The sequence below is a fragment of the Flavobacterium rhamnosi genome (assembly GCF_048286515.1).
Taxonomy (GTDB): Bacteria; Bacteroidota; Bacteroidia; order Flavobacteriales; family Flavobacteriaceae; genus Flavobacterium.
Genome location: NZ_JBLVPS010000025.1, coordinates 1 through 25,235 on the forward strand (window position 1 = coordinate 1; position 25,235 = coordinate 25,235).

The window sequence follows — 25,235 nt, forward strand, 5'->3', positions numbered from 1 at the left end:
CTGACGGTGATTTTGCGGTTTACTAGTTGAAACCACTGGTAACGCTGAGCGTGTGGCTGTTTTTAAGTGTGTCTTTTTATTTTACTCATAGGCATGCGGGTTTTAGCGGGTTAAACTACTGCGAGACTATGAAAAAGATGAAGCGGTGCTAAGAATGTAAGCGGGTAGTGCCAAGAGAATAAAAAATGGCGCAGAACTCAGCTTATTGCATCAGAGGCATTGGCATACCTTAACCACAAATAAGTGAGCCCACGCCATGGTCGTGAGCATCTTAACTTATCATCTCGTGGTTTTAAAACGCCAATTTTCTGATACGAGATTCAAAGCGAATGCTTCAAATATTTTTATATGAAGAAACGCAAATTTAATAAATGATTATCTATTATTTCAAATAAATACATAATCTAAAAAGCAAATGTATGAAATATATTCTTATATTGTCAAATTTGACAATTATTTTTCTGCAATTTGCCTCAATTTCACATTGTGAAAGAAATTAGAAAAAAATATTATATAAAATTCGGAGAGAATCTGAAGGTTCTTTTAACTAAATATGGAAAAGATGTTATGACAGTGGCATCCATAGGTAAGATTGAACCTAAACAGGTTTATAGAGTATTGAATGGTGAACATGGCGCGTCAATGGGGACAATAATCTCCATTGCAAAAGGTTTAGAAATACCCGCAAAAGAGTTGTTTGATTTTGAATTTGATTTAAAAAAAGAATAATTGGATTATAAATTGATATTCCGGTGCGAAGGGGGTTCTGCGTCAATTTTGGTAAAAATATAATATAAAAGTTTGCACATTTATTTTCAATAAATCCTTTTCCTTTTACAAAGACTATCCCAATTTTATCGAATAGATTTATATTATATACTCTTCTTTGTACTCTACTTCAAATGTCCTTTTTTTTACCATTTTTTACTAAATTAATAGACTTATTAAGAAAAATGGTGTTCTCCCAGTCAATTATTGAGCACCAAAATTGACGCAGAAACCCCTTTGCAGCGAAATCCCCAAATCTTGTTTAGACGATCTATTGTTGATAAAAAAGAATATAATTGTAGTCTAAATCGCCTATATTTACTTTCTAATTAATAAAAAAACGCAGTTAGAAGGTTATTAGACATGCTGATGCTGTAGGCAATCATTTTTGAGAATGTTGCTCAAATTGAAGTAGCTATGAATAAAATCATTACTTTTAAGATCTAAACAAAACCAACCGAATAAAATATGGAAGCAGATTTAAAATTAAAACTTGAGCAATTGCATCAAAGAGTTGATTCATTAAGAGATCAAATCAATACTGAAGAAGCTACAAAAAATGCCTTTGTGATGCCATTTATTCAAATATTGGGATTTGACATTTTTAATCCAACAGAAGTAATTCCAGAATTTATTTGTGATATTGGAACAAAAAAAGGTGAAAAAATAGATTACGTAATAAAAAAAGATGGAGAGCCAATTTTAATAATAGAGTGCAAACATTGGAAAGAAAATGCCGATGCGCATAATTCCCAACTTCATAGATATTATCACGTTTCAAAATCACGATTTGGGGTTTTAACAAACGGACATACCTATAATTTTTATGCCGATTTGGAACGACCAAATATAATGGATGAGAAACCCTTTTTTACTTTAGATTTAGCTAATCTAACAGATTTTAGCTTAAAAATTCTTGAAAATTTCACTAAGCAAGGTTATAATTTAGTAAGTATATTAGATTCAGCAGAAGCGCTAAAATATATAAAAGCAATACGTAATGAATTCGAAAAAGAATTGCAAAATCCTTCTGATGAATTGGTGAAGCTTTTAGTAAATAGATTTTTCGATAAACCATTTACTGCTCCAAGACTTGCTGCTTTTAGAGAATATACAAAAAAAGCATTTTCCAATTCCATAAATGAATCAATTAATTTCAGACTTAAAAATGCTTTAAACATCAATGACACAATTCCTTCGAAAGAAAATCAAAAGCTAACTTCGATTGATGAAAATGTTGATACACCAAAATTTATAACAACGCAAGAAGAAATTGAGGGATCACAAATTATAAAAGCAATTTTAAGAGAATCGATTCCTTCTAACCGAATCTTTTTCAGAGATACACAATCTTATTTTGGAATTTTATTAGATGATAATAACAGAAAACCTTTATGTAGATTACACTTTAATTCTTCCAATAAACATATCGAATTATTTCATAATGGAAAAGACAACGGAGAGAAACAAGTGTTATTAAGCCTTGACGATATTTATAAATTCAAAAAAGAGTTATTAGCAACAATCAACAACTATTAAGTTATGACTGCCTAGAACAGGCCGTCAAACGCAATCGCTGGTTTTCGGTTTAGTGTAAATTCTTTTTCCTATTTTCGCTTTCTCCTAACGGAGAAAACTCGTTCGTCAAACCACGACTACGTCTGGCTGCGAAGCTAACTTACGATGACCATGGAAATGTTAAATAAAATGATGAGAAAAATAAAAGAACTAGACAAAATGTTATTCTTAACTAGGTTATTTTATTGGAAAATTGAACAAAAATAAGGGAATGCCTTTATACGAAAAAGGTGTTGAGTTGCCCAGCGATATTTCAGGAGTACTTTACACAATAATAGATGATAGCGAAAACTGGAAGTTTAGATTAGTAAAAGAATTAAAAGCTGCAGGATATGCAGTCGATGCAAATGACATTTTATGAAAACATAACATAACAGAGTTTCGTTGGGCTTGAAAAACCAATGATGAAACTTCTGTTGAATGGAAGTGCTTGGATCCTCAACTATGGGGTTGTCGTAAAGTTTAGAGAGAACATTATAAGCTGATTTAGTTTCCTCTTTTTTGGAGTGGTTTCAGTTATTAATAAAAATGGTTTTATCTAAGTTGATTCTAGATCACCAAAATTGACGAAGAACCGTGAAAGAGTACAGCTTATCCCGTTTAAACTGGACAGGTGAAACAGAGAGTTATACTCCCTATCTTTTCAATTCAAAAGAGTTCATTATTTCACTGATTCTCATGCCTTCAAAGATTACAAATACCACATATTTTATTTCTTCAGTTACTTGTCCGGTTTTTACCAGGATTATTTCTATTCTTTTGTCTCCAGAGAGTCACTTTGAATCCTTCTTCTAAATTGAATTCAAGTTCTTAAGACCTGCAAGAGTGGTTAATCTGATAATTTCTCCAGTTCCACCCCACTATTTAATTGGCCTCAATTGATTATCTTATAGTTGTTTTAATACTATGCATTATTAATATATTATTCTAGCTATTTTTAGATTGTAAATTGATATTATAGTATCAATCCTAAATTTATAAAAAACATAATTTTACATAATTCTAATTAAATTTTATTTAAAAATGATATTTAAAAAACAGCTGTTATTTTTACTTCTTTGCCTAAGCCTATCTTCTTTTGCTCAATTACGGAAATTAAATCCCGCTTTTCATTATTCAGGAAGAGTCGAAAACCTAACAGATGATAAAGTCAATTTGATAGGCTCGGCTTCTTCCGTTTCGTTTAATTTTGAAGGAAATTCTTGTGCTATTTCCTTGCAAAGTGTTGATTACACGGAACATCACAATTATGTTTCTTTAGAGCTAGATGGAGATTATATTGGCCGGCTGAAAATAGAAAAAGGCGGAGTGCAGTCTTTTTCAATAGCAGTTTCAAAAAAGAGAAAAACGCACCGTCTTACTATTTATAAAGCTACAGAAGCCTCGAACGGTCTGGTTTTATTTGCGGGAACAACAGCCAAATTGTGCAAAATAACTTCTGAAAATAAAAAGAAAATAGAATTAATAGGGGATTCCATCACCTGCGGAATGGGCAATGACTTATCTTCGATTCCTTGTGGCGCTGGAGAATGGTTCGATCAGCACAACGCATATTTGGCTTATGGTCCTGTAGCTTCACGAGCTTTGAATTTAGATTATGTGTTGAGTTCCGTTTCCGGAATTGGGATGTACCGCAACTGGAACGACGAGCATATAGACGAATCCATTATGCCGGAAGTATATGAGAACCTTTATTTGAATAACACGACTAATAAGAAACCGTACGATTTTACTTTTCAACCGGATTTGGTTAGTATTTGTTTGGGCACGAATGACCTTTCGGAAGGCGACGGGAAAAAAGAACGATTGCCTTTTAACGAAGAAAAATACGTTTCCAATTACATCAATTTTATCAAGACAGTTTATCAGCATGCGCCTAATACCAGAATTGCGTTACTGAACAGTCCAATGGTTTCAGGAGACAGAAATATAACTTTGGTGCGTTGTTTGAAAAAAGTAATTCAGGCCTTTGAAAATGACAAAGCGCATAAAACCATTGCCCTATTCGAATTTCAACCTATGAATCCTAAAGGTTGCGGATATCATCCTGATATTGCCGATGACCAAATTATGGCAAATCAATTAATTCCTTTCTTTAAAAAAATACTCGATGAAAAATAAAATAGCCTCGTTTGTTTGCTTTCTCCTACTTTGCAATACCGCTTTGGCAAATGTTACATTGCCGAATGTACTTTCGGATAATATGGTTTTACAACGTAATTCGCAAGTTGCCATTTGGGGTTGGGCGAATCCACAGGAGGAGGTAGTTATAACTCCAAGCTGGAATCATCAGGAATATAAAATCAAAGCCAGCAATCAAGCTAAATGGGAAATTAATATACCAACGCCAAAAGAAGGCGGACCGTATACAATTGCTATAAAAGGATACAACGAAATTGTGTTGAAAAATATTCTTATCGGAGAAGTATGGATTTGCTCGGGACAATCTAATATGGAAATGTCCGCCAGTTGGGGAATCGAAAACGGGGATGAAGAGGTGAAAAATGCTACGAATCCCAATATCCGATTTTTTATGATTCCCAAATTAACGGCAACTTCACCACAAAATAATGTGGTGGGAAGTTGGACGCAATGCACACCGGAAACAATGAAGTATTTTAGCGCAACAGGCTATTTCTTTGCTAAACGATTACAGGAAGAGTTGAAAAACGTGCCTATCGGTTTAATTGGTTCGAATTGGGGCGGAACACCAGCTGAGATTTGGATGCCGGAAGAAGTCATTCAAAGCGATGCGGTTTTACTGGAAAGTGCCAAAACCAGGAAAGAAGAATCTTATGGGCCACACCAACCGGGACGTGCTTTTAATGCAATGATTTATCCTTTGACAGGATTTAAAATTGCAGGTGTGATTTGGTACCAGGGGGAATCCAATGTAGGGTCACAAGTTTATGATAAAACCTTTTCGGCATTAATCACTTCTTGGAGGAAATTATGGAATTATGAGTTTCCGTTTTATTACGTTCAGATTGCGCCGTATAAATATGGTGAAAATCATTATGGAGGTGTTGAAGTTAGAAATGCGCAACGCAAAGTAGTACAGGAAGTTCCCAATACGGGTATGGTCGTAACGAGTGATATTTCACCGGTTGACGATATTCATCCAAAAGACAAGAAATCAGTTGGACAGCGCTTAGCAAATTTGGCTTTAGCCAAAACGTATAAAACCAACACCAATTTAGTTAACGGACCTCTTTTTAAGGAAATAAAAACAGCGAAAAGTACCGTTATTGTTTCGTTTGATTATGCTGACGGACTGTACTTTAAAAACAAAAAATCAAATCAATTTGAAGTAGCAGGCACAGACAATGTTTATTATAATGCGGTTGCTGTAATCCAGAAAAACCAAGTAATTTTGAAGTCGGATAAAGTGAAAAATCCGGTAAAAGTTCGTTTTGCATGGACGAACACGGCACAATCAGAGTTATTCAATAAAGCATATTTACCTGCTTCGTCTTTTACAAGTGAATGATAAAAAATTAATATAGCCCGAAAGCAAATTATGAATACTAAAGAAATAATTACAGCAGGAATTTTTACCCTGATTACCATCTCAACTATGAATGCACAGAACAAGCCACATTTAGATATGACAAAACCGATTGAAGAGCGTATCGATTTGTTACTGAAGCAAATGACTTTAGAAGAAAAAGTGGGTCAAATGAACCAATACAATGGTTTTTGGGAAGTAACAGGACCTGCGCCAAAAGGAGGAAATGCGGAATTGAAATACAAACATCTCCGGGATGGTTTGGTAGGTTCGATGTTGTCTGTTCGTGGCGTGAAAGAAGTGAAGGCAGTTCAGAAAATTGCAGTTGAAGAAACTCGATTGGGAATACCATTAATCATTGGTTTTGATGTTATCCACGGGTACAAGACTTTGAGCCCGATTCCGTTGGCAGAAGCTGCAAGTTGGGATTTGGAAGCCATAAAAAAATCAACTCAAATTGCTGCAGATGAAGCTTCGTCAGTTGGAATCAACTGGACTTTTGGTCCCAATGTGGATGTTTCAAACGAGGCACGTTGGGGTCGTGTGATGGAAGGCGCCGGAGAAGATCCGTATTTGGGAAGTAAAATTGCTACGGCAAGAGTAACAGGCTTTCAGGGTGATACGAAGGCGGATTTGCTCAAAGTAAATACGATTGCAGCTTGCGCAAAACATTTTGCAGCCTATGGTTTTGCTGAAGCAGGAAGGGATTATAATACAGTAGATATCAGTAATTCAAAATTGTATAATTCGGTTTTACCACCTTTCAAAGCTGCTGCTGATGCCGGTGTTCGTACGTTTATGAATTCATTTAATATTTTAAATGGTGTTCCTGCAACAGGAAACAGCTTTTTACAAAGAGCTATATTGAAGGGAAAATGGAATTTTGACGGATTTGTGGTTTCAGACTGGGCTTCGGTTCGTGAGATGATTGCGCACGGCTACGCCAAAGATGGTGCTGAAGCAACTCAAAAAGCAGTAACTGCAGGCTCTGATATGGACATGGAATCACATTTGTATGTAACGGAATTAGCTAAATTAGTCAAAGAAGGAAAAATAAATGAGGCTTTGGTTGATGATGCAGTTCGCAGAATTCTAAGAGTGAAATTTGAACTGGGATTGTTTGATGATCCGTATAAATATTGCGATGAAAAACGTGAAAAAGCAACGCTTGGAAACAAAGCCAATAACGAAGGTGTTTTGGATATGGCCAAAAAATCAATTGTTTTGCTGAAAAATGATTCTAATTTGCTTCCGCTAAAAAAATCAGGACAAAAAATTGCTTTGATTGGTGCTTTGGCAAATGACAAAAACAGTCCGTTAGGAAGTTGGAGGATTGCTTCGGATGACAATACAGCCGTCTCGGTTTTGGAAGGAATGCAACAGTACAAAGGAAACCAACTGACTTTTGAAAAAGGAGCGGATCTGACGGTGGGAAAAACAGCTTTCGTAGATGAATTAGTTTTTAATACCACCGATAAAAGCGGATTTGATACTGCCAAAAAAGTAGCGGCCAATGCTGATGTTGTGGTTATGGTTTTAGGAGAACATGGTTTTCAGAGTGGGGAAGGACGAAGTAGAACCGATCTTAATTTGCCTGGCGTACAACAGGAATTATTAGAAGAAATTTATAAAGTGAATCCAAATATTGTTCTGGTTTTAAACAACGGAAGACCATTGGCTTTGCCTTGGGCAGCGGAACATATTCCTGCTATTGTTGAAGCCTGGCATCTCGGAACACAAACCGGAAATGCGGTTGCTCAGGTACTTTATGGCGATTACAACCCAAGTGGAAAACTACCAATGTCATTCCCAAGAAATGTAGGTCAATGTCCTATTTATTACAATAACTACAGTACCGGAAGACCTGTAAATAGCGATAAAAATGTTTTTTGGTCTCATTATACCGATGTGGAGAAAAGCCCGCAGTTTCCTTTTGGTTTTGGGTTGAGCTACACCACTTTTGAGTATAAAAACCTAAAAATAAATAAATCGACTTTCGCCAAAGGAGAGTCAGTACACGTTTCAGTGGAGGTTACCAATTCAGGGAATTATGACGGAAAAGAAGTAGTTCAATTGTATATTCATGATGCTGTAGCGAGTTTAGCCAGACCAATAAAAGAACTAAAAGGATTTGAACTGATCCACTTGAAAAAGGGCGAAACGAAAACAGTTACGTTGCTGTTAACCGACAAAGAATTAGGATTCTTTGATAATGACGGAAATTATTTAGTTGAGGCAGGAACTTTCAAAATCATGATTGGAGGAAGCTCTGACAAAGGATTAGAAGGTGGGTTTGAGTTACAGTAAGTTCTATTGTAAAAGATATTTTTAACACATAGAATTTTTAAAATTTTATGTGTTTTTTTTTATCTTTAAATTCTATGATTTTCAATCATTAAATGCAATATAATAGTTGCAGAAAAAGTGGTTTATTGCTGTCGCAAATTTCTATGCTTATGACACAATTTCGGTTCAGTAGCTAATTTTTAGAATGGAGAAAACAGTGTCAGAGCTGCTTTTAATAAAGGAATTACCCATTTTTATTTGGCCAACAAGTATGGCCCGGTTCCGGGTTCAGCGGAAACGTATTGTGCTAAAATCCTAAAGAGTAATTTTCAAGGAAATCTGCGTGATGAAATCGTAATTACGACCAAAGCCGGTTACACGATGTGGAATCTGAATTTCACCCTTTTTAACAGCCATTTTGTAGAGACGCACGGCTGTGCGTAGCAACAAAATGGCGTTAAAAAATAATTATTTCAATTTCAAATTATACATTTTTACCAATTCTAACGTTAATTTATCAGAAGAGAAAACGGTGTTCAAACCTTGTGGTTCCTGTGGAGGATCAGCGGTGAAGGGATCACCTATATTCCATTTTCCTGTTGCATTTATAGCTTTTCCTTCGCCACCAAAACCCCAAAAATTAATACCTTGTAAGGTCTCATTATTGTTGTGACTTAACACTAATCGGTCAAAGAAGGCTTTGTAAAACGCATTTCTATCCACTACTGAAGAATTTGGCAATAGACTTTCGTCGGCTCTTGGCAATCCGAACTCTTCAATAACAATAGGTCTACCTGATTTTTTGGCTATTTCAATATGTTCATTTATGTATGCAGTAGCTTTTTCAATCGCAATTGGTAAAGTTGTTTGTGCATCTTCCGCCTTGAACCAACCCCAGTTTTTTGGCCAGATATGCATCGTCAAATAATCAATTTTTGGATTTAGGTGGGTACGTTCAAGAGTAGCCAGGTCGTCATTTGAACCCGCTTTTCCTTCAGAGCCTGTCGAAATTAAATGATTGGGGTCTAAACGATCAATCAAATCCACTGTTTTGTTCAGCCAGAGCGTAAATTTTTCTTCGTTTTCAATACTAAGAACGCGGGGTTCATTGCCTACTTGCCAGGCCATAATAGCAGTATCCTCTGTATATTTTTTGTTAGTATAAGCGTTTGTTCTGCCCAAAATGTACTTGATGTGATTTTCAAAAGCCTCCATACACGGTTCACAGCTGTGGTACTGCTTTATATAATCCATAAATTGTGGCCAGGTGTTTGGTTTTACATTCGGATTTGGAATTTTTCCGTAGCCATTCCATTCTAAATATTGTGACATACCACCAGACCATTCCCAGTTGTTATTGAGATACAGAACCGCATACATATTGCGTTGTCCCATTTCCGAAATCAGAAAATCCAAGCCGTCCAATAGATCCGCATTGTATTTTCCCTGTTCGTATTGCAAAGCCGGACTAACAGTATAATCGTAGGTTCCGCCATCAGCACCTACTAAAATTCTAAGATTGTCAATGCCGTTTTTCTTCATTAAATCCAGTTCGCGAAGCAATCGTTTACGATCACCCACTTTTTTGGAACCCAGTAAAGTGCCATACCAATAATTGGTGCCAACATACGAATACGGTGTGTCACCTTTGTAAAATTGTGTTCCTTTTACGGTTATTGGCGCTTGTTTTTGTGCCGAACAAACTGTTGCCGAAGCCCCAATAACGAGTAGCATAATTTTTGAAACTAAATTCTTCATATTTTTTTATTTAAGGGCTATTTCCAGCTGTGCGTTGCAATTTTTTACTTTTTAAAGAAAAAATATAAAGATTTCCACTACTAGGGCTGGGGCGATAATTGTCTTAAGGAGGCTATTATCGTGTCATTCTTGCTTTTAATTTGGCAATACGTACATTTTGGGTAACGTATTCACTAAGATGGACTTTGGTTTATTTACAAAACTTGTGAAATCAGCGGCATTTGTGGCAGAAGGAGTCGGTACGTAATAGGCATCTTTAGTATTATTCCAAAACATTACAAAACTAATTTCTACACTATTTGCGGTCATTGCGTTGTATAAATAAGTAGAGAACCAACCAGAAATTGGCGTGTTTGTTGCTGTAATCAGATAACCCGTTTCAGTCATTGCTGCAATTTTCACTTTGGTTTTAGCCAAGTCAGAAACTATTTTGAGTTTTGCATTTGCTCTGTCTGAACCTGCTTGTCCCTGATTATTAAAATCTCCATAGTTATCTATTCCTAGCACATCTACGTAGTTGTCACCGGGATATCGACTCAAATAAGCGGTTGCTGTGGAGTAAGAATTATCAGGAGAAAATGCATATAAAACGTTGTGGATGCCTTTGGTGTTTTTTAGATAATCAACCGTAAATTGATACGCTGTTTTATATTCCTCAGGCGTACAATAATTGGCACCCCACCAGAACCAGTTTCCGTCAAACTCATGAAAAGGTCTAAAAATAATGGGGATTAATTCACCATTGTCTCCTTTTAGATTGGAAATTACTGCTGCTATTTTATCCAGTTTTGTTTTATACCAATCGTGTTTAGAACCGCCAGGCAAAATGCTTTTGAAAGCGGTAACTTTTTGGTCGGCAGTCATATCATCCGCATAAAAACTATCTTCTTTGTTTGGCTCTCGCAAATGCCAGCAGAAAATAGTAATCATGCCTTTTGCGTAAGCGGCTTTCGCATCATCTGTAATCTTTTTTTCTTGTTGGTAAAACCAATTATCGGCTTGACCAGTATTGTTTTTATCGGTAATAAACATGAAATCCGCACCTAGTATTACCGGATCATTTCCAGTCGTTTTTTTGATATCGGACATCGATGTGGAACCATTGTTATAAAAAGAATTGAAAGCATCTTGTTGACCGATGGCAAATTTAGTTTTAGCCAGTTTCTTTAAATTATAGAATAAAGCAACCGTTTCTGCAGTGGCACCAGCATCCACCATATATGTTTTGACATTGAGTGTAGTTAAAGCATCTGTTGGAGTACCTGGTACAGTGGTTGGTGGAGTTACAACAGGATCTGGAGTATCAGGATTTGAAGAACAACCAGAAATCAAAAGCGTTAAACAAATGACTATTTTAAAAAGATATGCCTTATTCATTTTTGATTGTTTTAATACGGTTAATAATTTCTATACAAGCACGACCATTGTGATACGGGCATTTCCAAAAACCAGCTTTGTCTTTTTCGATTAAGGAATAATCTGCATTTATCCCCCAATACCATTCTCCATTTTTAATGTCGAGAATGTAAGTTTTAATAAAATCCCAATTCTTCAGCACTACATTTAGATATGTTTTATCTCCGGTTAGTTCATAAGTATTAAAAAAGCCAATCATCAATTCCGCTTGTGGCCACCAGTGTTTTTCGGCAATTAATTCATTGCTTTTCGGGTCTAATTCATACCATAAACCACCATCTGCATCAATTCCTTCCCTGGTGACATCCGTAAGCTGGATGGCGTGTTTTGTATAACGTGCAATCAAGGCAACGTCTTGCGAAATTTCGGCACATTGCAATAGCAGCCAGGCCGCTTCAATATCATGACCATAGGAAATAACATCTGGTTTTTCCATCCAGTTTTCGTCAAAAAACAGACTTAAATGGCCTGTTTCTTCATTTATGAAATGGGTGTCAATTACGTGTAGTAATTCAATAATATCTTTTTGTAAAGTGTCGTTTTTCCAGACTTTATATAAATTGGCATAGGCTTCCACGATATGCAAATGGGTATTCATTGTTTTCTTTTCGTTGGCGTCTTTATCGCTCAGGCGTAAATCATCAATGTTTTTCCAATCGCGGGTAAAAGCTTCGAGATACCCTTTATGGATTGAATCGTAACTGTGTTCTTGAATTTTTTTGTACAAAGCAATGGCAACTTCCAATGCTTTTTCGTCTTTGGAAACAGCGTAATATTCCGTCATGCCATAAATCACAAATGCAATCGCATAGATTTGATTTTTGGTGTCTTTTGGAGTTCCATCGAAATGGAGACTCCAAAAAATTCCACCAAATTCCGTATCATAAAAATGAGATATAATATAGTCAAAAGCTCTTTTTGCAATTTTTTTATGGTGTTCGTCTTTGGTCAGTTTGTATGCTGAAGAAAACGTCCATAGGATTCTTGCATTTAAAACGGAACCTTTTTCTGCTTTAGGATTTATTTGGTCGTTATGATCTATCTGGCCAATAAATCCCTCATTTTCACTGTCAATTGTGCACTTCGACCAATAGCCAAGAATAGAATCGAGTTCAGCAGTAAGTTCGGATTGCAGTTGTTTTAATTGCATGGACACGGTTATGAAATTGCTTTGTTTTTATGTACTTGTTTAATGATTGTATTGACAGAACCTGCTGAAGTAAAAGTGTCTTCAGGAGTGTTCATTACATAATCAATCAGTTTTTCAACCGAGGAAACGGCCACATGCATTCTGGTGTCTGAAGAGGCATAGTAGATAAATACAGTTCCGTCTTCGTCTTCAATCCAGCCATTAGAAAACAGTACATTGGAAACATCTCCAACTCTTTCTATTCCTTCAGGAGCCATAAAATGTCCGGCAGGTTTATGGATTACTTTTGAAATATCATTTAAATCAGTCATAAACATATACAGGGTATAGCGCAGTCCGGCAGCAGTATTTCTAACGCCATGCGCCAGGTGTAACCATCCTTTAGCAGTTTTGATAGGAGCTGGTCCTAAACCATTTTTAAGTTCGTAAACAGTATGGTATTGTTTTCCGTAGATGATGGATTCCTGCTGCACAATTGGATTTGTCATATCATCAATATAACCCAATCCAACACCCCCACCATTTCCGATGTCAATAAACCCATCTTGTGGACGTGTATAAACGGCGTATTTTCCGTTTACAAATTCAGGATGAAATACTACGTTTCTTTGTTGTCCGGTATTCGAAATCAGATCAGGTAAACGTTCCCAATTCACCAAATCTTTGGTACGAACAATTCCTGCATTAGCAATTGCGGAGCTAGTATCTCCTTTAGGAGCATTTGGGTCTTTTCTTTCCGTACAAAAAATGCCGTAAATCCACCCATCTTCGTGTTGTACCAAACGCATATCATACACATTAGTATCCGGTTCTTCCGTTTGGGGCAGGACACAAGGCTCCTCCCAAAATTTAAAATTATCAACCCCATTTGGACTCTCCGCAATAGCAATAAATGATTTTCGATCAAAACCTTCTACACGAACGGCCAGAATGTATTTATTATTCCATTTCATAGCTCCGGAATTTAAAGTTGCATTAACACCAATTCTTTCCATAAGCAAAGGATTAGTAGTCTCATTTAAATCATATCTCCATTCAATTGGAGCATGCTTGGCTGTTAAAACAGGGTTTTTATAGCGCTCGAATATACCGTTGCCAACAGAAGATTGTGGTTCATTTTTTTTCGCTATCAATTGTTGAAATTCGTTTTTAATTTCAATTTTCCTTTTTTGGAAATCGGTACGTATTGTTTGTGTATTCATAGTTGAAAGTTCTAAAATCAAGTATTATTTAGTTAAATTTCTTTTGTCGTTAAGTTCTTGTTCGATAATCTGTAATTTTTTTTCTGTAAGCGGATAGCATAAAATGAAAAGCACGGAAAGCACCGCTGCTGCTGCAGGAAGAATGCTTAGCATCATCTGGATTCCATTTTGAGTAACTGCAGTTTGTTCAATATTTGCCTGAAAACCATAGTAGCCTAAAAGCCATCCGGTTGCTGCACCTCCAATGGTCCATCCAAATTTTTGAGACATTGAGGAAGCTGAAAACACCAATCCTGTGGCTCTTCTGCCTTGTTTCCATTCGGAATAGTCAGCGCTATCAGCGTACATCGACCATATTAAAGGGAATATGCAACCTGCACAAATGCTTATCAATACCTGGAAAACCATAATCAGCAGTACCTCTTCTTTTCCGAAAAAGTAGAAGGCAACACTTAAGACAGCAGCCAGGGACATTGCTCCGAAAAAGGTATTTTTTTTGCCAATTCTATTTGCGATTGGAGTCGCGGCAATCACCCCGATAATATTTGCTGCCTGACCCAAAACTAAGTACAGGGAAGTAGGAGTCATGGCAAAAGTTTCTCCAAAAAGGTTAAAGCTATAACTTACAGTGTTGCTCACATAATATTTAAAGTAATACACTGCTGCTCCATCGCGGATGGAATTGAATATTAAGGCACCAATTCCGGCACCAAGGAGGATCCACCAGGGTTTGTTTTTCCAAAGGTCTTTCAGGTCTTCTTTTAAATCAGTTTTCTGATCTGAAATGGGTTGCACTCTTTCTTTTGTGAGAAAAAAACATCCCCAGAAAAAGATAGTAGTGATAATTCCAAAAACAATGATGGTGTACAACCAACCTGTTTTTGAATTCATGTTGCCGCCAAAATGATTTACCAATGGCTCAATTAACCAAAGGGCCAATAAACTTCCACCAAAAGCAAAAACCATTCGATAGGAAGAAAGCGTAGTACGTTCTTTTCTATCCGAAGACATTACGCCCAAAAGGGATGCATAAGGAACATTAATTATAGAATACACCATCATCATTAACGAATAGGTTATATAGGCGTAGATTATTTTTCCTTTTTCATCAAAATCGGGTGTATAAAAGGTTAGTATTCCTATAATGGCAAATGGTATGGCTGTCCACAAAAGATACGGTCTGAATTTTCCCCATCGTGTTTTTGTACGGTCAGCAATAATTCCTACCAATGGATCAAAACAGGAATCCCAGATTCTTGTGATCAGGAACATAGTTCCCACAACAGCAGGTGCCAAGCCGAAAACATCGGTGTAAAAAAACATTAGATACATACTGAATATCTTCCAAAACATGGAGGAGGCAGCATCTCCCAAGCCGTAACCAACTTTTTCTTTTATACTTATTTTATTATGCATTTTTTGGGGTTTAAAGGTCTAGAGGTTAATTAATTATTTTTTATATAGGTTTTCTTTTGCAGCTTCTTTTTCGAATAAAATTTTGTCAAGATTATAAAAAGCTAAGAAGTCTTTTTCGCTTACCTGCCCTTTATAAGGTGCGTAATAATGCATTTTTTGTTCTTTTTCTTGCCAACCATGGTTTCTCCAGACTAAGACATAGGAAATCTTATAATCACCTATGGCTTTAATAAGGGTGTCAGTCCACCATTTATCATAAGGAATTGCCTCGTAACCTGTTTCGGCAAAGGCCATGATTTTATTCTGTTCTTGAGATACTTCGTTCATTATTTTGAATTGTTTTTGGCAATTTTCAATAAAGGAATTGTCTTTTGTAGGGTCGTCGTACTGATACTTGTCAAAACTCAAAATGTCTGCATAATCAGAACCCGGATAGTATTCCAAAAATTCTTCTTTTGTTTTGAAATCTGCAGTATTGTAAACATATAATAAATTATGAACACCCTTTTTTTGCAAATAATCAAAGGTAAATTTCCATAAATGCTTGAATTCTTCCGGGCTGCCATTGTTTTTGCACCACCAAAACCAATTTCCGGTGAGTTCATGATAGGGACGATATAACATCGGAATTGGTTTTCCGTTTTCATCTTTTAAAGTTAAAATATATTTTGCTGCTTCATCTAACCAAGATTTAAATTTTTCGTGACTTTCACCGCCTGGTAAAGCCGAAGCCAAGGATTTTGGAGTGGTGTCCCAGGCATTATTTCCTGTCAAGGGATTATCAAAATGCCAGCTTAGTGTTATTATGCCCCCTCTTGTGTGCGCATCTTTAATGAATTGTCTCATTTTGTCGAAAGGAATACCATCAATGTTGTTGGCTGATTTTTTTTCCAGACCGCCAAGATCCCATCCGTAAACTGCCGGGTAATCTCCGGTAACCTCTTTTACATCGCTTCTTCCTGCCTCATATTTCCAGTTTACACCGTAAGCTAAAGCATCCTGATGACCAAAAAGGATTCCTTTTTGAACTAAGTTTGTTAATTTTTTGTATAAAATTATTGTCTCTGGAGTAGATTTTTTATCAGAAATAGACAAATTAGTATCATTTGATGGCGCCTTTGAAGAACAGGATACCCCGAGGTAAAAAAGGATGAAAAGTGAGGAAATTGTCTTTGTCATGTTGCTAATGGTTAATTGGTGTACATATAATGAGCGTCCTGTGTTCGAAATTTACTTTGAAAAAAAAAATAATTATTTGATCTAAAAAACAACAACCATTTTGGGAATGTAATTATCAAAACTATAAAAATAGTAAGTAATAAAAATGATTCGTATGTATTATTGATAATGTTTTTAAAAAATTAATAATTGTATTTTTCAAAGGTAATTGGATGCTACGCTGTTAATTAATATTATTTTATCAATTTTATATCATATTATTGCAAATAAAAAAGCTTTATGAGTAATTTAAAAAATTTTTACAGAGAAATTCCGCCGCTTTCTTCCGGGGACAGTTTTTTGGTTTTTGACAGAGTAAAAGATAGTTTTGATTTCCCGGTGCACTATCATCCTGAATTTGAGATCAATTTCATTGTAAATGGTAAAGGAGTGAAACGGGTTGTGGGGGATAATATTGAAGAAATAGACAATGTTGAATTGGTACTTATTGGACCCAATTTATATCATGGTTGGGAGTTGAATAAATGCACTAATAAACAAATTCATGAAATAACCATTCAATTTCATAACGATTTATTTCATGAATCCTTGTTGTCCAGAAGAATAATGAGTCCTATAAAGGACATGTTTAACCGATCGATACATGGTATTTTATTTTCAAAAAAAACAGCAGAAGAGCTTTCGTCAAGACTGATTAAAATTTCAAAATTGGACGGAATGGATTATTTTTTAGAGATAGTCTCTATATTATATGATCTTGCGAACTCTAGGAACCAAAGGCTTTTATCTACTTTTACCGTCGATCATGATACGTTTGAAGATTATGATAAAATGAAATTGGTTTATGAGTATGTACAAAAAAACTTTGCTGAGAAAATAACTTTGGAAGAGGTTTCCAGTGTAGCGAGTATGACCAGTATTTCATTTAACAGATTTATTAAAAAGAGAACGGGAAAAACTTTTGTCAATTATATAAATGATATTAGAATTGGCTATGCTGCCAGATGGCTGGTGGAGAAAGATTTAAGTGTTTCTGAAATCGCTTTCAAGTCCGGTTTTAATAATATAGCTAATTTTAATCGAAGTTTTAAGAGTATAAAAAAATGCACTCCCAGCCAGTATAGAGAAGATTTTTCGGGATTGAAACGAATATTGTAATATTTTTTTTTTTTCTTTTTTCTTCTATGCTTTAAATAGAATCGAAATTGTTGGAATCGCTTGCTGTTGCTGACTTGGTAATTATTCTTATCGTAATTTATTAGCGGTTAAAATAAATATAATATAAATATAAGTAGTTTATATTGTGTATTTATACTAATTACTCCTGATAAAGTAAAAATATTATCATCAAATGATATAATACTATTGATTTAATGTTTAGTTCTGTTATAGATTTGTTAATTATAATCCAGATTAATTAACACACATTTAATTTCTGTTTTAGAAATGAATAATCTTAACTAACTAAACATTTATTATGAAAAAACTATTGTCAAATTTAATTCATTGGAAAGGCAGTCGCAGTGCCGTTCCTTTGATGTTATTTTTAGTATTAACCAGCAATTTTATTACTGCCCAAACCAAAGTTCAGGGTATTGTTTCGGATGAAAATGGACTTACTATTCCTGGAGCGAATGTTTCTGTCGTAGGAGCAAAAACCGCAGTCTCAACAGATTTTGATGGAAAATATGCTATTGATGCTTCCTCTAATGCTATTCTTTTAGTTTCTTTTATTGGTTTTGATACGCAAAGAGTAGGAGTGAAAGGAAGAAGTAAAATTAATATCACTCTTATTTCAACTTCAGAAAGTTTAAAAGAGGTTGTTGTAATTGGTTACGGAACGCAGAAGAAAAAAGATGTTAACGGAGCAATATCTTCCGTAAAAGCTAAAGATTTAGAGAATTTAAAACAGGTCTCTGTCGATCAAATGCTGCAAGGTAAGGCAGCAGGGGTCTCTGTAACAAATAATTCTGGTTCTCCAGGAGGGGCTGCTTCTGTAAGAGTTCGTGGTACAACTTCTATCAGTGGAACAAATGAACCTTTATATGTAATTGATGGAGTTCCTGTTTCTGGTGACGCTACCGGGAAATCTACAAGTGGGCGTTCTTTAGCTGGTAAAGATGGGTTTTCTTCGTCAGGAGGAAGTGGAAACAATGCTGTAAGTCCTTTGTCTATGATAAATCCGAGTGATATTGAATCGATGGATATTTTGAAGGATGCTTCTGCTACGGCTATCTACGGTTCAAGAGGAGCTAATGGGGTTATTATTATTACTACAAAATCAGGTAAAAAAGGTGCAGGAAGAATTGCCTATGAAAACTTTACTTCTTTTAGTTCTGTTACTAATAAATTGGATGTTTTGACTTTACCTGAATATGCTACTCTAAAAACAAATTTGGCTAACTTATGGGGTTTTCAGACACGTCAGGAATTTTCTCATCCCGAATTGCTAGGCTCAGGTACTAATTGGCAGGATGAAGTATACAGAACTGCTATTACAAAAAGTCACCAATTATCGTTTTCAGGGGCTAAAGAAGGAACTAGTTATTATTTATCAGGAAGTTATTTAGATAACGAGGGAACTATTATAAATTCTGGATTAAAAAGATACACGATACGATTAAATCTGGATTCTAAAGTTAAAAGTTGGCTTAGAGTTGGAGGAAATCTAACAGGAGGTGTTACAAATGAAAATATAACTGTGAATCAAAGTTTTACTGGATTAATAGGGAATACCTTATTGCAAGCTCCGGATATACCTGTTCGAAATTTAGACGGAACATTTGCAGGACCTCCCACATCGGAACAAAATGTAACGTATTATAACCCGGTTGCCGAAGCATTAACGAGAGAGAATAAATTAGTTCGTAAAAATTTCCTAGGAAATATTTATGCAGAAGCGGATCTTTTTAAAGGATTAAAATACCGTATTGAGGTTGCTGCAAATACTGAATTTTCTGAAAATGATGATTTTAGACCCTCTTATGCGTGGGGAAGTCAAGTGAATTTATTAGCGGATCTGGATACCAGAAGACAAAATTGGTATTCAACCAATATCAAAAACTTATTGACATATGATAAAACTATCGGGAAACATAAATTTACAGTTTTAGTAGGTCAGGAAGCTAATGATTCTCATTGGGAAGGCTTAGTTGCGTCTGCGCAAGGGTTTAAAACCAATTCTATTCATACTATTAATTTAGCTGATGTTGATAATAATACCATTACGCAATATAAAGGAAGCGCTTCTCTTTCGTCTTTTTTTGGACGTGTAATTTATGATTTTAATGATAGATATAGTATTACTGCTTCTACAAGACAAGACGTTTCCTCTAAATTTGATCCTACTACAGCTAATCAAAAAGGTGTTTTTAATGCTGTTTCTGGTTCGTGGAAACTATCTAACGAGTCTTTCATGGAAGGAACACGTAAATATGTTGACAATATTAAGTTTAGAATCGGTTACGGTGAAACCGGAAACCAACAAATCGAGAACAATAGATATTCAGCGATGTTGGCTGTTCAAAACTCTGGTTTAGGCAGTGGTTTTTTACCATCGAATTATCCTAATCCTGACTTGGTTTGGGAATCATTAAATCAAACAAACTTTGGTCTTGATTTTACGATGTTAGACAATAGACTATCGGCAAGTTTAGATTATTATATAAAAAAATCGGAAGGATTCTTGTTTCAGGTGCCTTTGCCACTATACTTAACTGGCGGCGGTGGTCAATACGGAGGGATTTCTGCCCCATATTCTAACTTAGGTACAATGAGTAATAGAGGATATGATGTTACTTTAGGGTACGATACTAAATCGTCAGGAAATTTTAACTGGGATGCCTCTTTTGTTGTGTCACATTACAAAAATAATTTAGATGAAATTGTAAACGGAATTGTATTAACCCAAGACGTTAATACTAACGGATACCAACCAGTAGTTGTTACCAATACAACTGTTGGTAATCCTATCGGGATGTTTTACGGTTATGTTGCCGAAGGAATATTTAAAGACCAGGCAGCTTTAAATACTGCGCCGCTACAGTTTGGCCAGCCAGTAGGGACTGCGGCCGGAGAAACGACTTTAGGGGATGTGAAATATAAAGATATTAACGGAGATGGTGTTATAGATCCAAATGATAAAACATTTATTGGCAACCCGCATCCTGATTTTACTTTTGGATTTACAAATAATTTTAAATATAAAAATTTAGATTGTTCTGTTTTCCTGCAAGGATCTTATGGGAATGATGTAATGAATTTAACCAGAAGAGCAGGAACAACAAACGCCTCTTTATATGATAATCAGTTGGTTGAAGCACTGGATTATTATTCAGATACTAATACAACAAGTAATAACCCGAGACCTATTGCTAATACATCAAATAGCAACTTAGTAATTTCAAGTCGTTATGTAGAGGATGGATCTTATTTAAGAATTCAAAACGTTACCGTAGGGTATTCCCTATCTCAGGAACTTATCTCTAAATTTAAATTGTCAAGATTAAGATTATACGGATCAGCTCAAAATTTATTTACGTTTACTGATTATTCTGGTTATGATCCAGAAATAGGTTCATTTAATCAAAATGTTCTTTTGTCAGGAATTGATAATGGAAGATATCCGACAGCCAGAACATTTTCAGTAGGAGTAAACGTAGAATTTTAAATAAAAATATAAATAAAATGAAAAAGAAATCTTTTTTAAATAGATATAGTTTGCTCCTTGTAGCAACAGCATTTCTGGTGTTTGGGTCATGTCAGGAAGATTTTACAGACAGGCCTTCAGAAGACGGAATAAGCTTAGATGCTTATTATAGCACAAATGATCAGGTGATTTCAGCAACAAACGGTATGTATAGCAGAACTTGGTTTCAGATGTACAATAAATTTTGGTGGGCTATTGAAGTAGGTTCAGGAAATATGTACTCAGGATCTCCCGATGTTAGCGGATTGGTAACATTTTCGCTAAACGGAAGTGATCCTGAATTGATAAACGGTTGGTCTGCATTATGGGCTAATGTACAGCAATCAAATATGATTATCAACTTTTTGGAAGCCAGGGTTGGTCCGGCAGTTGATCAAGACATATTAAATAACACTATGGGTGAGGCCTATTTTATAAGAGCTACCGCTTATTTTGATTTAGTGAGACTTTGGGGGCCAGTTCCTATTGTCGAGAATCCTTTAGATTATACCAGTAATCCATACGTAAATACAAACACTGTAGAGGATGTGTATAAATTGATTACCATGGATTACTTAAAAGCGATTGATTTATTGGTTGAAAAAAACAGAGGTGCCAATTATGCTAATAATGGTCATGTTTCTAAAGGTTCTGCTAAAGCATTCTTAGCCAAAGTATATTTGTATCAAAAAGATTATGCTAATGCTCAAGCAATGGCAGAGCAGGTTATCAATAGCGGAGAATTTAAATTATTAGGTGGTGATCAGTTACCTGCAAAAAGCTTTGGAGACTTGTTTACTTATGGAAATAATAATAACGAGGAGTCAATCTTTGCAATTCAATGGAAGGGAGATGGCAATTATGGATCTGCAAATAACTGCAATACACAATTTGGATTTATTGACGGAACCTTGTCAACATCTAATGCATCGTATGCCGGAGTTTTTGGACCAAGTCAGGATATATTTACTTTATATGATGTTTCTGATAAACGAAAACATGAAACTATTATGGTTGCCGGAGATTCTTATCCAAATATAAAAACCAGTGAAGGAATTGGTTTTACTGTTCCTGCTGATAAAAATTTAGCGCAGGGATCAGGCGGAGCAATTAAAAAATATTGTATCGGTGCTGTAAACGGAGCTGCTACTGGTCAGGCTGATGCTTGGGCAATGATGGATAACAATACCTATGTGATGCGTTATGCTGAACTATTGTTAATTCATGCCGAAGCAATTTTAGCAGGTGGAGCAAGTACTTCAAATGCTGCAGCGTTGAATTCTATAAATGCTGTTAGAAAAAGAGCAGGATTAAGCAATTTGACCTCCATAACTTTTGATGCTATTTTTCTTGAAAGAAGAAAAGAATTGTGTTTTGAAGGAGACTATTGGTTCGATTTAGGACGTATTGATAAAACTAAAGCAATCACAATTATGACGGCGCAAAATAGAGGCGACCGCTTTGCAGAACGTCATTATACACCTACATTCAGTGCAGATCATGCTGCAAATGATTTTTATATGGATTACCCGGATAATGAAGTTGCTAAAAATCCAAAATTATTAGATGCTCCAGTTCCATATACTTTTAAATAATTATTAAAATTTGATATTATGAAAAATATAAAAATAAAATACCTGTTGTCCTTTTTCACAATGGCTCTAATGGCTGTGGGTCTATTTTCTTCCTGTGATAATGAAAGTGCTGCTTCTGATTCAGGATTAACTATTACAAGTGTTGCTAAAGCCGTTGCAGGAGATTTACTTCCGGTTACCGTTGGAGATCCTAAAAATTATTATATCATTAGAGGATCAGGCTTTACTACGGTTCAAAAAATTTACTTTAACGATTTTGATACTTATTTCAATCCAGTATTAGTTACAGATACTGAAATCGTTATATTAATTGACGAGAAAACGCCGTACGCAAATGCAAGTAATAAACTAAAAGTTGTTACAAAAAACGGAACATTACTTTATGATTTTGTGGTTGCTCCACCAACGCCAAAAGTAGATAGCTATAATTCGATTAATGCCGCTGCAGGAGATGTTGTGACTGTTTATGGAAATTATTTTTTAGATCCTATAGTTAAAGTAGGGATAGAAAATGTAGCTGTAATTTCTTCTACACTAACTGAAATCAAATTTAAGATGCCTGCTGATGCAACGGATAAATATGTTACAGTTACCAATATCTCAGGTTCTACGGTTGCAACTCAAGCAATAGGTTCAGCACTTTATGATGATGCATTGCAGGGAGATGCCGGACATTGGACCTGGAATGGTGCTGATACTTTTAATACAGGTTTTACGGAGGATAAAGTACAGGGATTGGCATCTATAAAATTAATATTTGGAGGATGGAATGGTGCCGATATGAAATTTGTTTCAAGAGATGTTACAAAATATAAGGCCTTCAAAGTTCGAGTTAAAAGTATTTCGACAAATTCCGATGCAAGTCTAAAATTTGTTTTTGGTGGATGGGCTTTTCAAATCACCAAAAAAATATCAACAGAGTGGACTACTATTGAAGTCCCGTTTTCAGAAATTGGAAACCCTACCACTTTTGACCAATTGACATTACAAGAGTCGGGTGGTTTTGGAGGCAATACGATACTAATGGATGACATGGGGTTCGTGTTAAAATAAAAATTTTTTGGTTGAGTTAGTTTAAGACATTCCCTAATTGTGCAATTAGGGAATTCTTTTTTAAAACGTAATAATAAAAAATAAAAATGAAAAAAATTATCTTCTCACTATTTGCTTTTAGTATGTCAATTTCAGGATTTAGCCAGGGAAATGTTTATAGTCAGGGAACAGGTAAATTCGACGGGCTTGCCATGACTCCGCCGATGGGCTGGAATTCCTGGAATACTTTCGAAACTAATATCGATGAAAAATTGGTAAAAGAAACTGCTGATATAATGATTTCATCAGGAATGACTGCTGCGGGATATAATTACATCGTTTTGGATGATGGGTGGATGGCCAAAGAGCGAGACAAAGATGGTAATCTGGTTCCAGATCCGATAAAATTCCCAAGCGGAATGAAAGCATTAGTAGATTATGTTCATGGCAAAGGATTAAAGTTTGGTTTATACAATTGTGCCGGTACTCATACCTGTGCCGGATATCCGGGTACACGAGGTTATGAATACCAGGATGCCCGTTTTTATGCGGATTTAAATATTGATTTTCTTAAATATGATTGGTGTAATACCGAAGGTATAACTGCAAAAGAAGCGTACACCACGATGAGTAATGCGCTAAAAATTGCTGGGAAACCCATTGTTTTTAGTTTATGTGAATGGGGAGATAACAAGCCTTGGAACTGGGGTAAACCAGTTGGGAATCTGTGGAGAATTTCGGGAGATATTTATCCGTGTTTTGATTGTGAATATAAACATGTTGATGGAAATTGGTCCTCTTGGGGATTTATGAAAATTATCGAAATGCGTAAAGATATTCGTAAATATTCCGGTCCGGATCATTGGAATGATTTTGATATGCTCGAAGTAGGAAACGGGATGACAAATGCAGAGGATAAATCCCATTTTGCTATGTGGTGTATGATGTCCTCACCGCTTATTGCTGGAAATGATTTAAGACAAATTTCTAAAGGAACCTTAGCTATTTTAACAAACAAAGAGCTAATCGCCGTTAATCAAGATAAATTAGGAATTCAAGGATTTAAATATTTGGAAGATGATGGGCTGGAAGTTTGGGTGAAACCGTTATCTGACGGAAATTGGGCAGTAACTTTTTTGAATCGAAGTGAGGTTAAGAAGAAGATAAATTTCGATTGGAAAAAGCATAGGATAAGAGATGTCGACTTCAATTTGGAAACTAATTTTGACAGTATAGTTTATAAGATAAAAGATCTGTGGAAAAACGCAGCAATTGGCACAACTAAAAAAGTTTTCAGTTCTGAAATAGACTCTCATGACGTTATTACTTTAAAATTGTTTAAATAAAATCATATGATTCTGTCGCATCAAAAATAATCTTTAGCTATAAGTTCGTTTAAATCATTTGATTTATGAAAACGAAATGTCATTATTATGCGAAATCTATTATTCTTATGCTGTAGTATCTGGCAGTATTGTAGAAATAATAAATAAGTAAAACCCAAAGAAATGTATTCTTCTTTGGGTTTTTATGCATAATGTGTTGTCCTGTAAAGGAGGTTTCGATTCCCTTATGAAAATCTTGGTATATACAAGGGTTTCGATACATTACTTTAGACAGGAATGCTTAACTTTCAGGGCCTTAATTCATGTTCTAAAAA

At 35.5% G+C, this 25,235-nt stretch carries 18 protein-coding genes; 12 read left to right on the plus strand and 6 right to left on the minus strand.

Annotated features, from left to right (window positions below; genetic code table 11):
* The first annotated feature begins 486 nt into the window (after positions 1–486).
* From ACNQGN_RS16170 to ACNQGN_RS16200, 7 genes are all read left to right on the plus strand, one after another.
* The gene (locus tag ACNQGN_RS16170; RefSeq protein WP_417988869.1) at positions 487–729 is read left to right on the plus strand and encodes a hypothetical protein; all 243 of its coding nucleotides are present in this window, start codon (positions 487–489) and stop codon (positions 727–729) included.
* 507 nt (positions 730–1,236) lie between these two features.
* Positions 1,237–2,307 carry a type I restriction endonuclease gene (locus ACNQGN_RS16175; RefSeq protein WP_417988870.1) on the plus strand — a complete coding sequence of 357 codons (1,071 nt, stop codon included), beginning with the start codon at positions 1,237–1,239 and terminating at the stop codon, positions 2,305–2,307.
* Between the two features lie 223 nt (positions 2,308–2,530).
* Entirely contained in the window at positions 2,531–2,707 is a 177-nt protein-coding gene (locus ACNQGN_RS16180) for a hypothetical protein (RefSeq protein WP_417988908.1), read from the plus strand.
* 662 nt (positions 2,708–3,369) lie between these two features.
* Positions 3,370–4,467, plus strand: coding sequence for an SGNH/GDSL hydrolase family protein (locus tag ACNQGN_RS16185; protein ID WP_417988871.1), 1,098 nt, complete (start codon positions 3,370–3,372; stop codon positions 4,465–4,467).
* Positions 4,457–5,836 (plus strand): sialate O-acetylesterase, encoded by a 1,380-nt coding sequence (locus ACNQGN_RS16190; protein ID WP_417988872.1) that lies wholly within the window; start codon positions 4,457–4,459, stop codon positions 5,834–5,836. Before ACNQGN_RS16185 ends, ACNQGN_RS16190 begins: the two co-directional genes overlap by 11 nt.
* 30 nt (positions 5,837–5,866) lie before the next feature.
* Complete coding sequence (bglX, locus tag ACNQGN_RS16195; RefSeq protein WP_417988873.1) at positions 5,867–8,161, plus strand: beta-glucosidase BglX; 2,295 nt, start codon at positions 5,867–5,869, stop codon at positions 8,159–8,161.
* Positions 8,162–8,398: 237 nt separating this feature from the next.
* On the plus strand, positions 8,399–8,584 hold the full coding sequence (locus tag ACNQGN_RS16200; RefSeq protein WP_417988874.1) for a hypothetical protein: 186 nt from the start codon (positions 8,399–8,401) through the stop codon (positions 8,582–8,584).
* Between the two features lie 24 nt (positions 8,585–8,608).
* On the opposite strand, the gene ACNQGN_RS16205 is transcribed toward ACNQGN_RS16200, so the two are convergent.
* From ACNQGN_RS16205 to ACNQGN_RS16230, 6 genes are all read right to left on the minus strand, one after another.
* A complete protein-coding gene (locus ACNQGN_RS16205) occupies positions 8,609–9,898 on the minus strand; it encodes a glycoside hydrolase 5 family protein (protein WP_417988875.1) in 1,290 nt (429 codons plus the stop codon).
* Positions 9,899–10,033: 135 nt separating this feature from the next.
* Positions 10,034–11,275: a glycoside hydrolase family 26 protein gene (locus ACNQGN_RS16210; RefSeq protein WP_417988876.1), complete on the minus strand. Its 1,242-nt coding sequence runs from the start codon at positions 11,273–11,275 to the stop codon at positions 10,034–10,036.
* Positions 11,268–12,464: an AGE family epimerase/isomerase gene (locus ACNQGN_RS16215; protein WP_417988877.1), complete on the minus strand. Its 1,197-nt coding sequence runs from the start codon at positions 12,462–12,464 to the stop codon at positions 11,268–11,270. The genes ACNQGN_RS16210 and ACNQGN_RS16215 overlap by 8 nt, the downstream gene beginning before the upstream one ends.
* Before the next feature lie 8 nt (positions 12,465–12,472).
* Positions 12,473–13,666, minus strand: coding sequence for a glycoside hydrolase family 130 protein (locus ACNQGN_RS16220; protein WP_417988878.1), 1,194 nt, complete (start codon positions 13,664–13,666; stop codon positions 12,473–12,475).
* 24 nt (positions 13,667–13,690) lie between these two features.
* On the minus strand, positions 13,691–15,082 hold the full coding sequence (locus ACNQGN_RS16225) for an MFS transporter (RefSeq protein ID WP_417988879.1): 1,392 nt from the start codon (positions 15,080–15,082) through the stop codon (positions 13,691–13,693).
* 33 nt (positions 15,083–15,115) lie between these two features.
* Entirely contained in the window at positions 15,116–16,261 is a 1,146-nt protein-coding gene (locus ACNQGN_RS16230; protein WP_417988880.1) for a glycoside hydrolase family 26 protein, read from the minus strand.
* A 279-nt stretch (positions 16,262–16,540) separates the two neighbouring features.
* Between ACNQGN_RS16230 and ACNQGN_RS16235 the strand changes: the two genes are divergently transcribed.
* The 5 genes from ACNQGN_RS16235 (at position 16,541) to ACNQGN_RS16255 (ending at position 24,921) form a co-directional block, all read left to right on the plus strand.
* Positions 16,541–17,419: an AraC family transcriptional regulator gene (locus tag ACNQGN_RS16235; RefSeq protein WP_417988881.1), complete on the plus strand. Its 879-nt coding sequence runs from the start codon at positions 16,541–16,543 to the stop codon at positions 17,417–17,419.
* Positions 17,420–17,738: 319 nt separating this feature from the next.
* A complete protein-coding gene (locus ACNQGN_RS16240; protein WP_417988882.1) occupies positions 17,739–20,930 on the plus strand; it encodes a SusC/RagA family TonB-linked outer membrane protein in 3,192 nt (1,063 codons plus the stop codon).
* A gap of 17 nt (positions 20,931–20,947) precedes the next feature.
* The gene (locus ACNQGN_RS16245) at positions 20,948–22,543 is read left to right on the plus strand and encodes a RagB/SusD family nutrient uptake outer membrane protein (protein WP_417988883.1); all 1,596 of its coding nucleotides are present in this window, start codon (positions 20,948–20,950) and stop codon (positions 22,541–22,543) included.
* An 18-nt stretch (positions 22,544–22,561) separates the two neighbouring features.
* Positions 22,562–23,596: an IPT/TIG domain-containing protein gene (locus ACNQGN_RS16250; protein ID WP_417988884.1), complete on the plus strand. Its 1,035-nt coding sequence runs from the start codon at positions 22,562–22,564 to the stop codon at positions 23,594–23,596.
* An 86-nt stretch (positions 23,597–23,682) separates the two neighbouring features.
* Positions 23,683–24,921, plus strand: coding sequence for a glycoside hydrolase family 27 protein (locus ACNQGN_RS16255; RefSeq protein ID WP_417988885.1), 1,239 nt, complete (start codon positions 23,683–23,685; stop codon positions 24,919–24,921).
* Positions 24,922–25,235 lie beyond the last annotated feature (314 nt).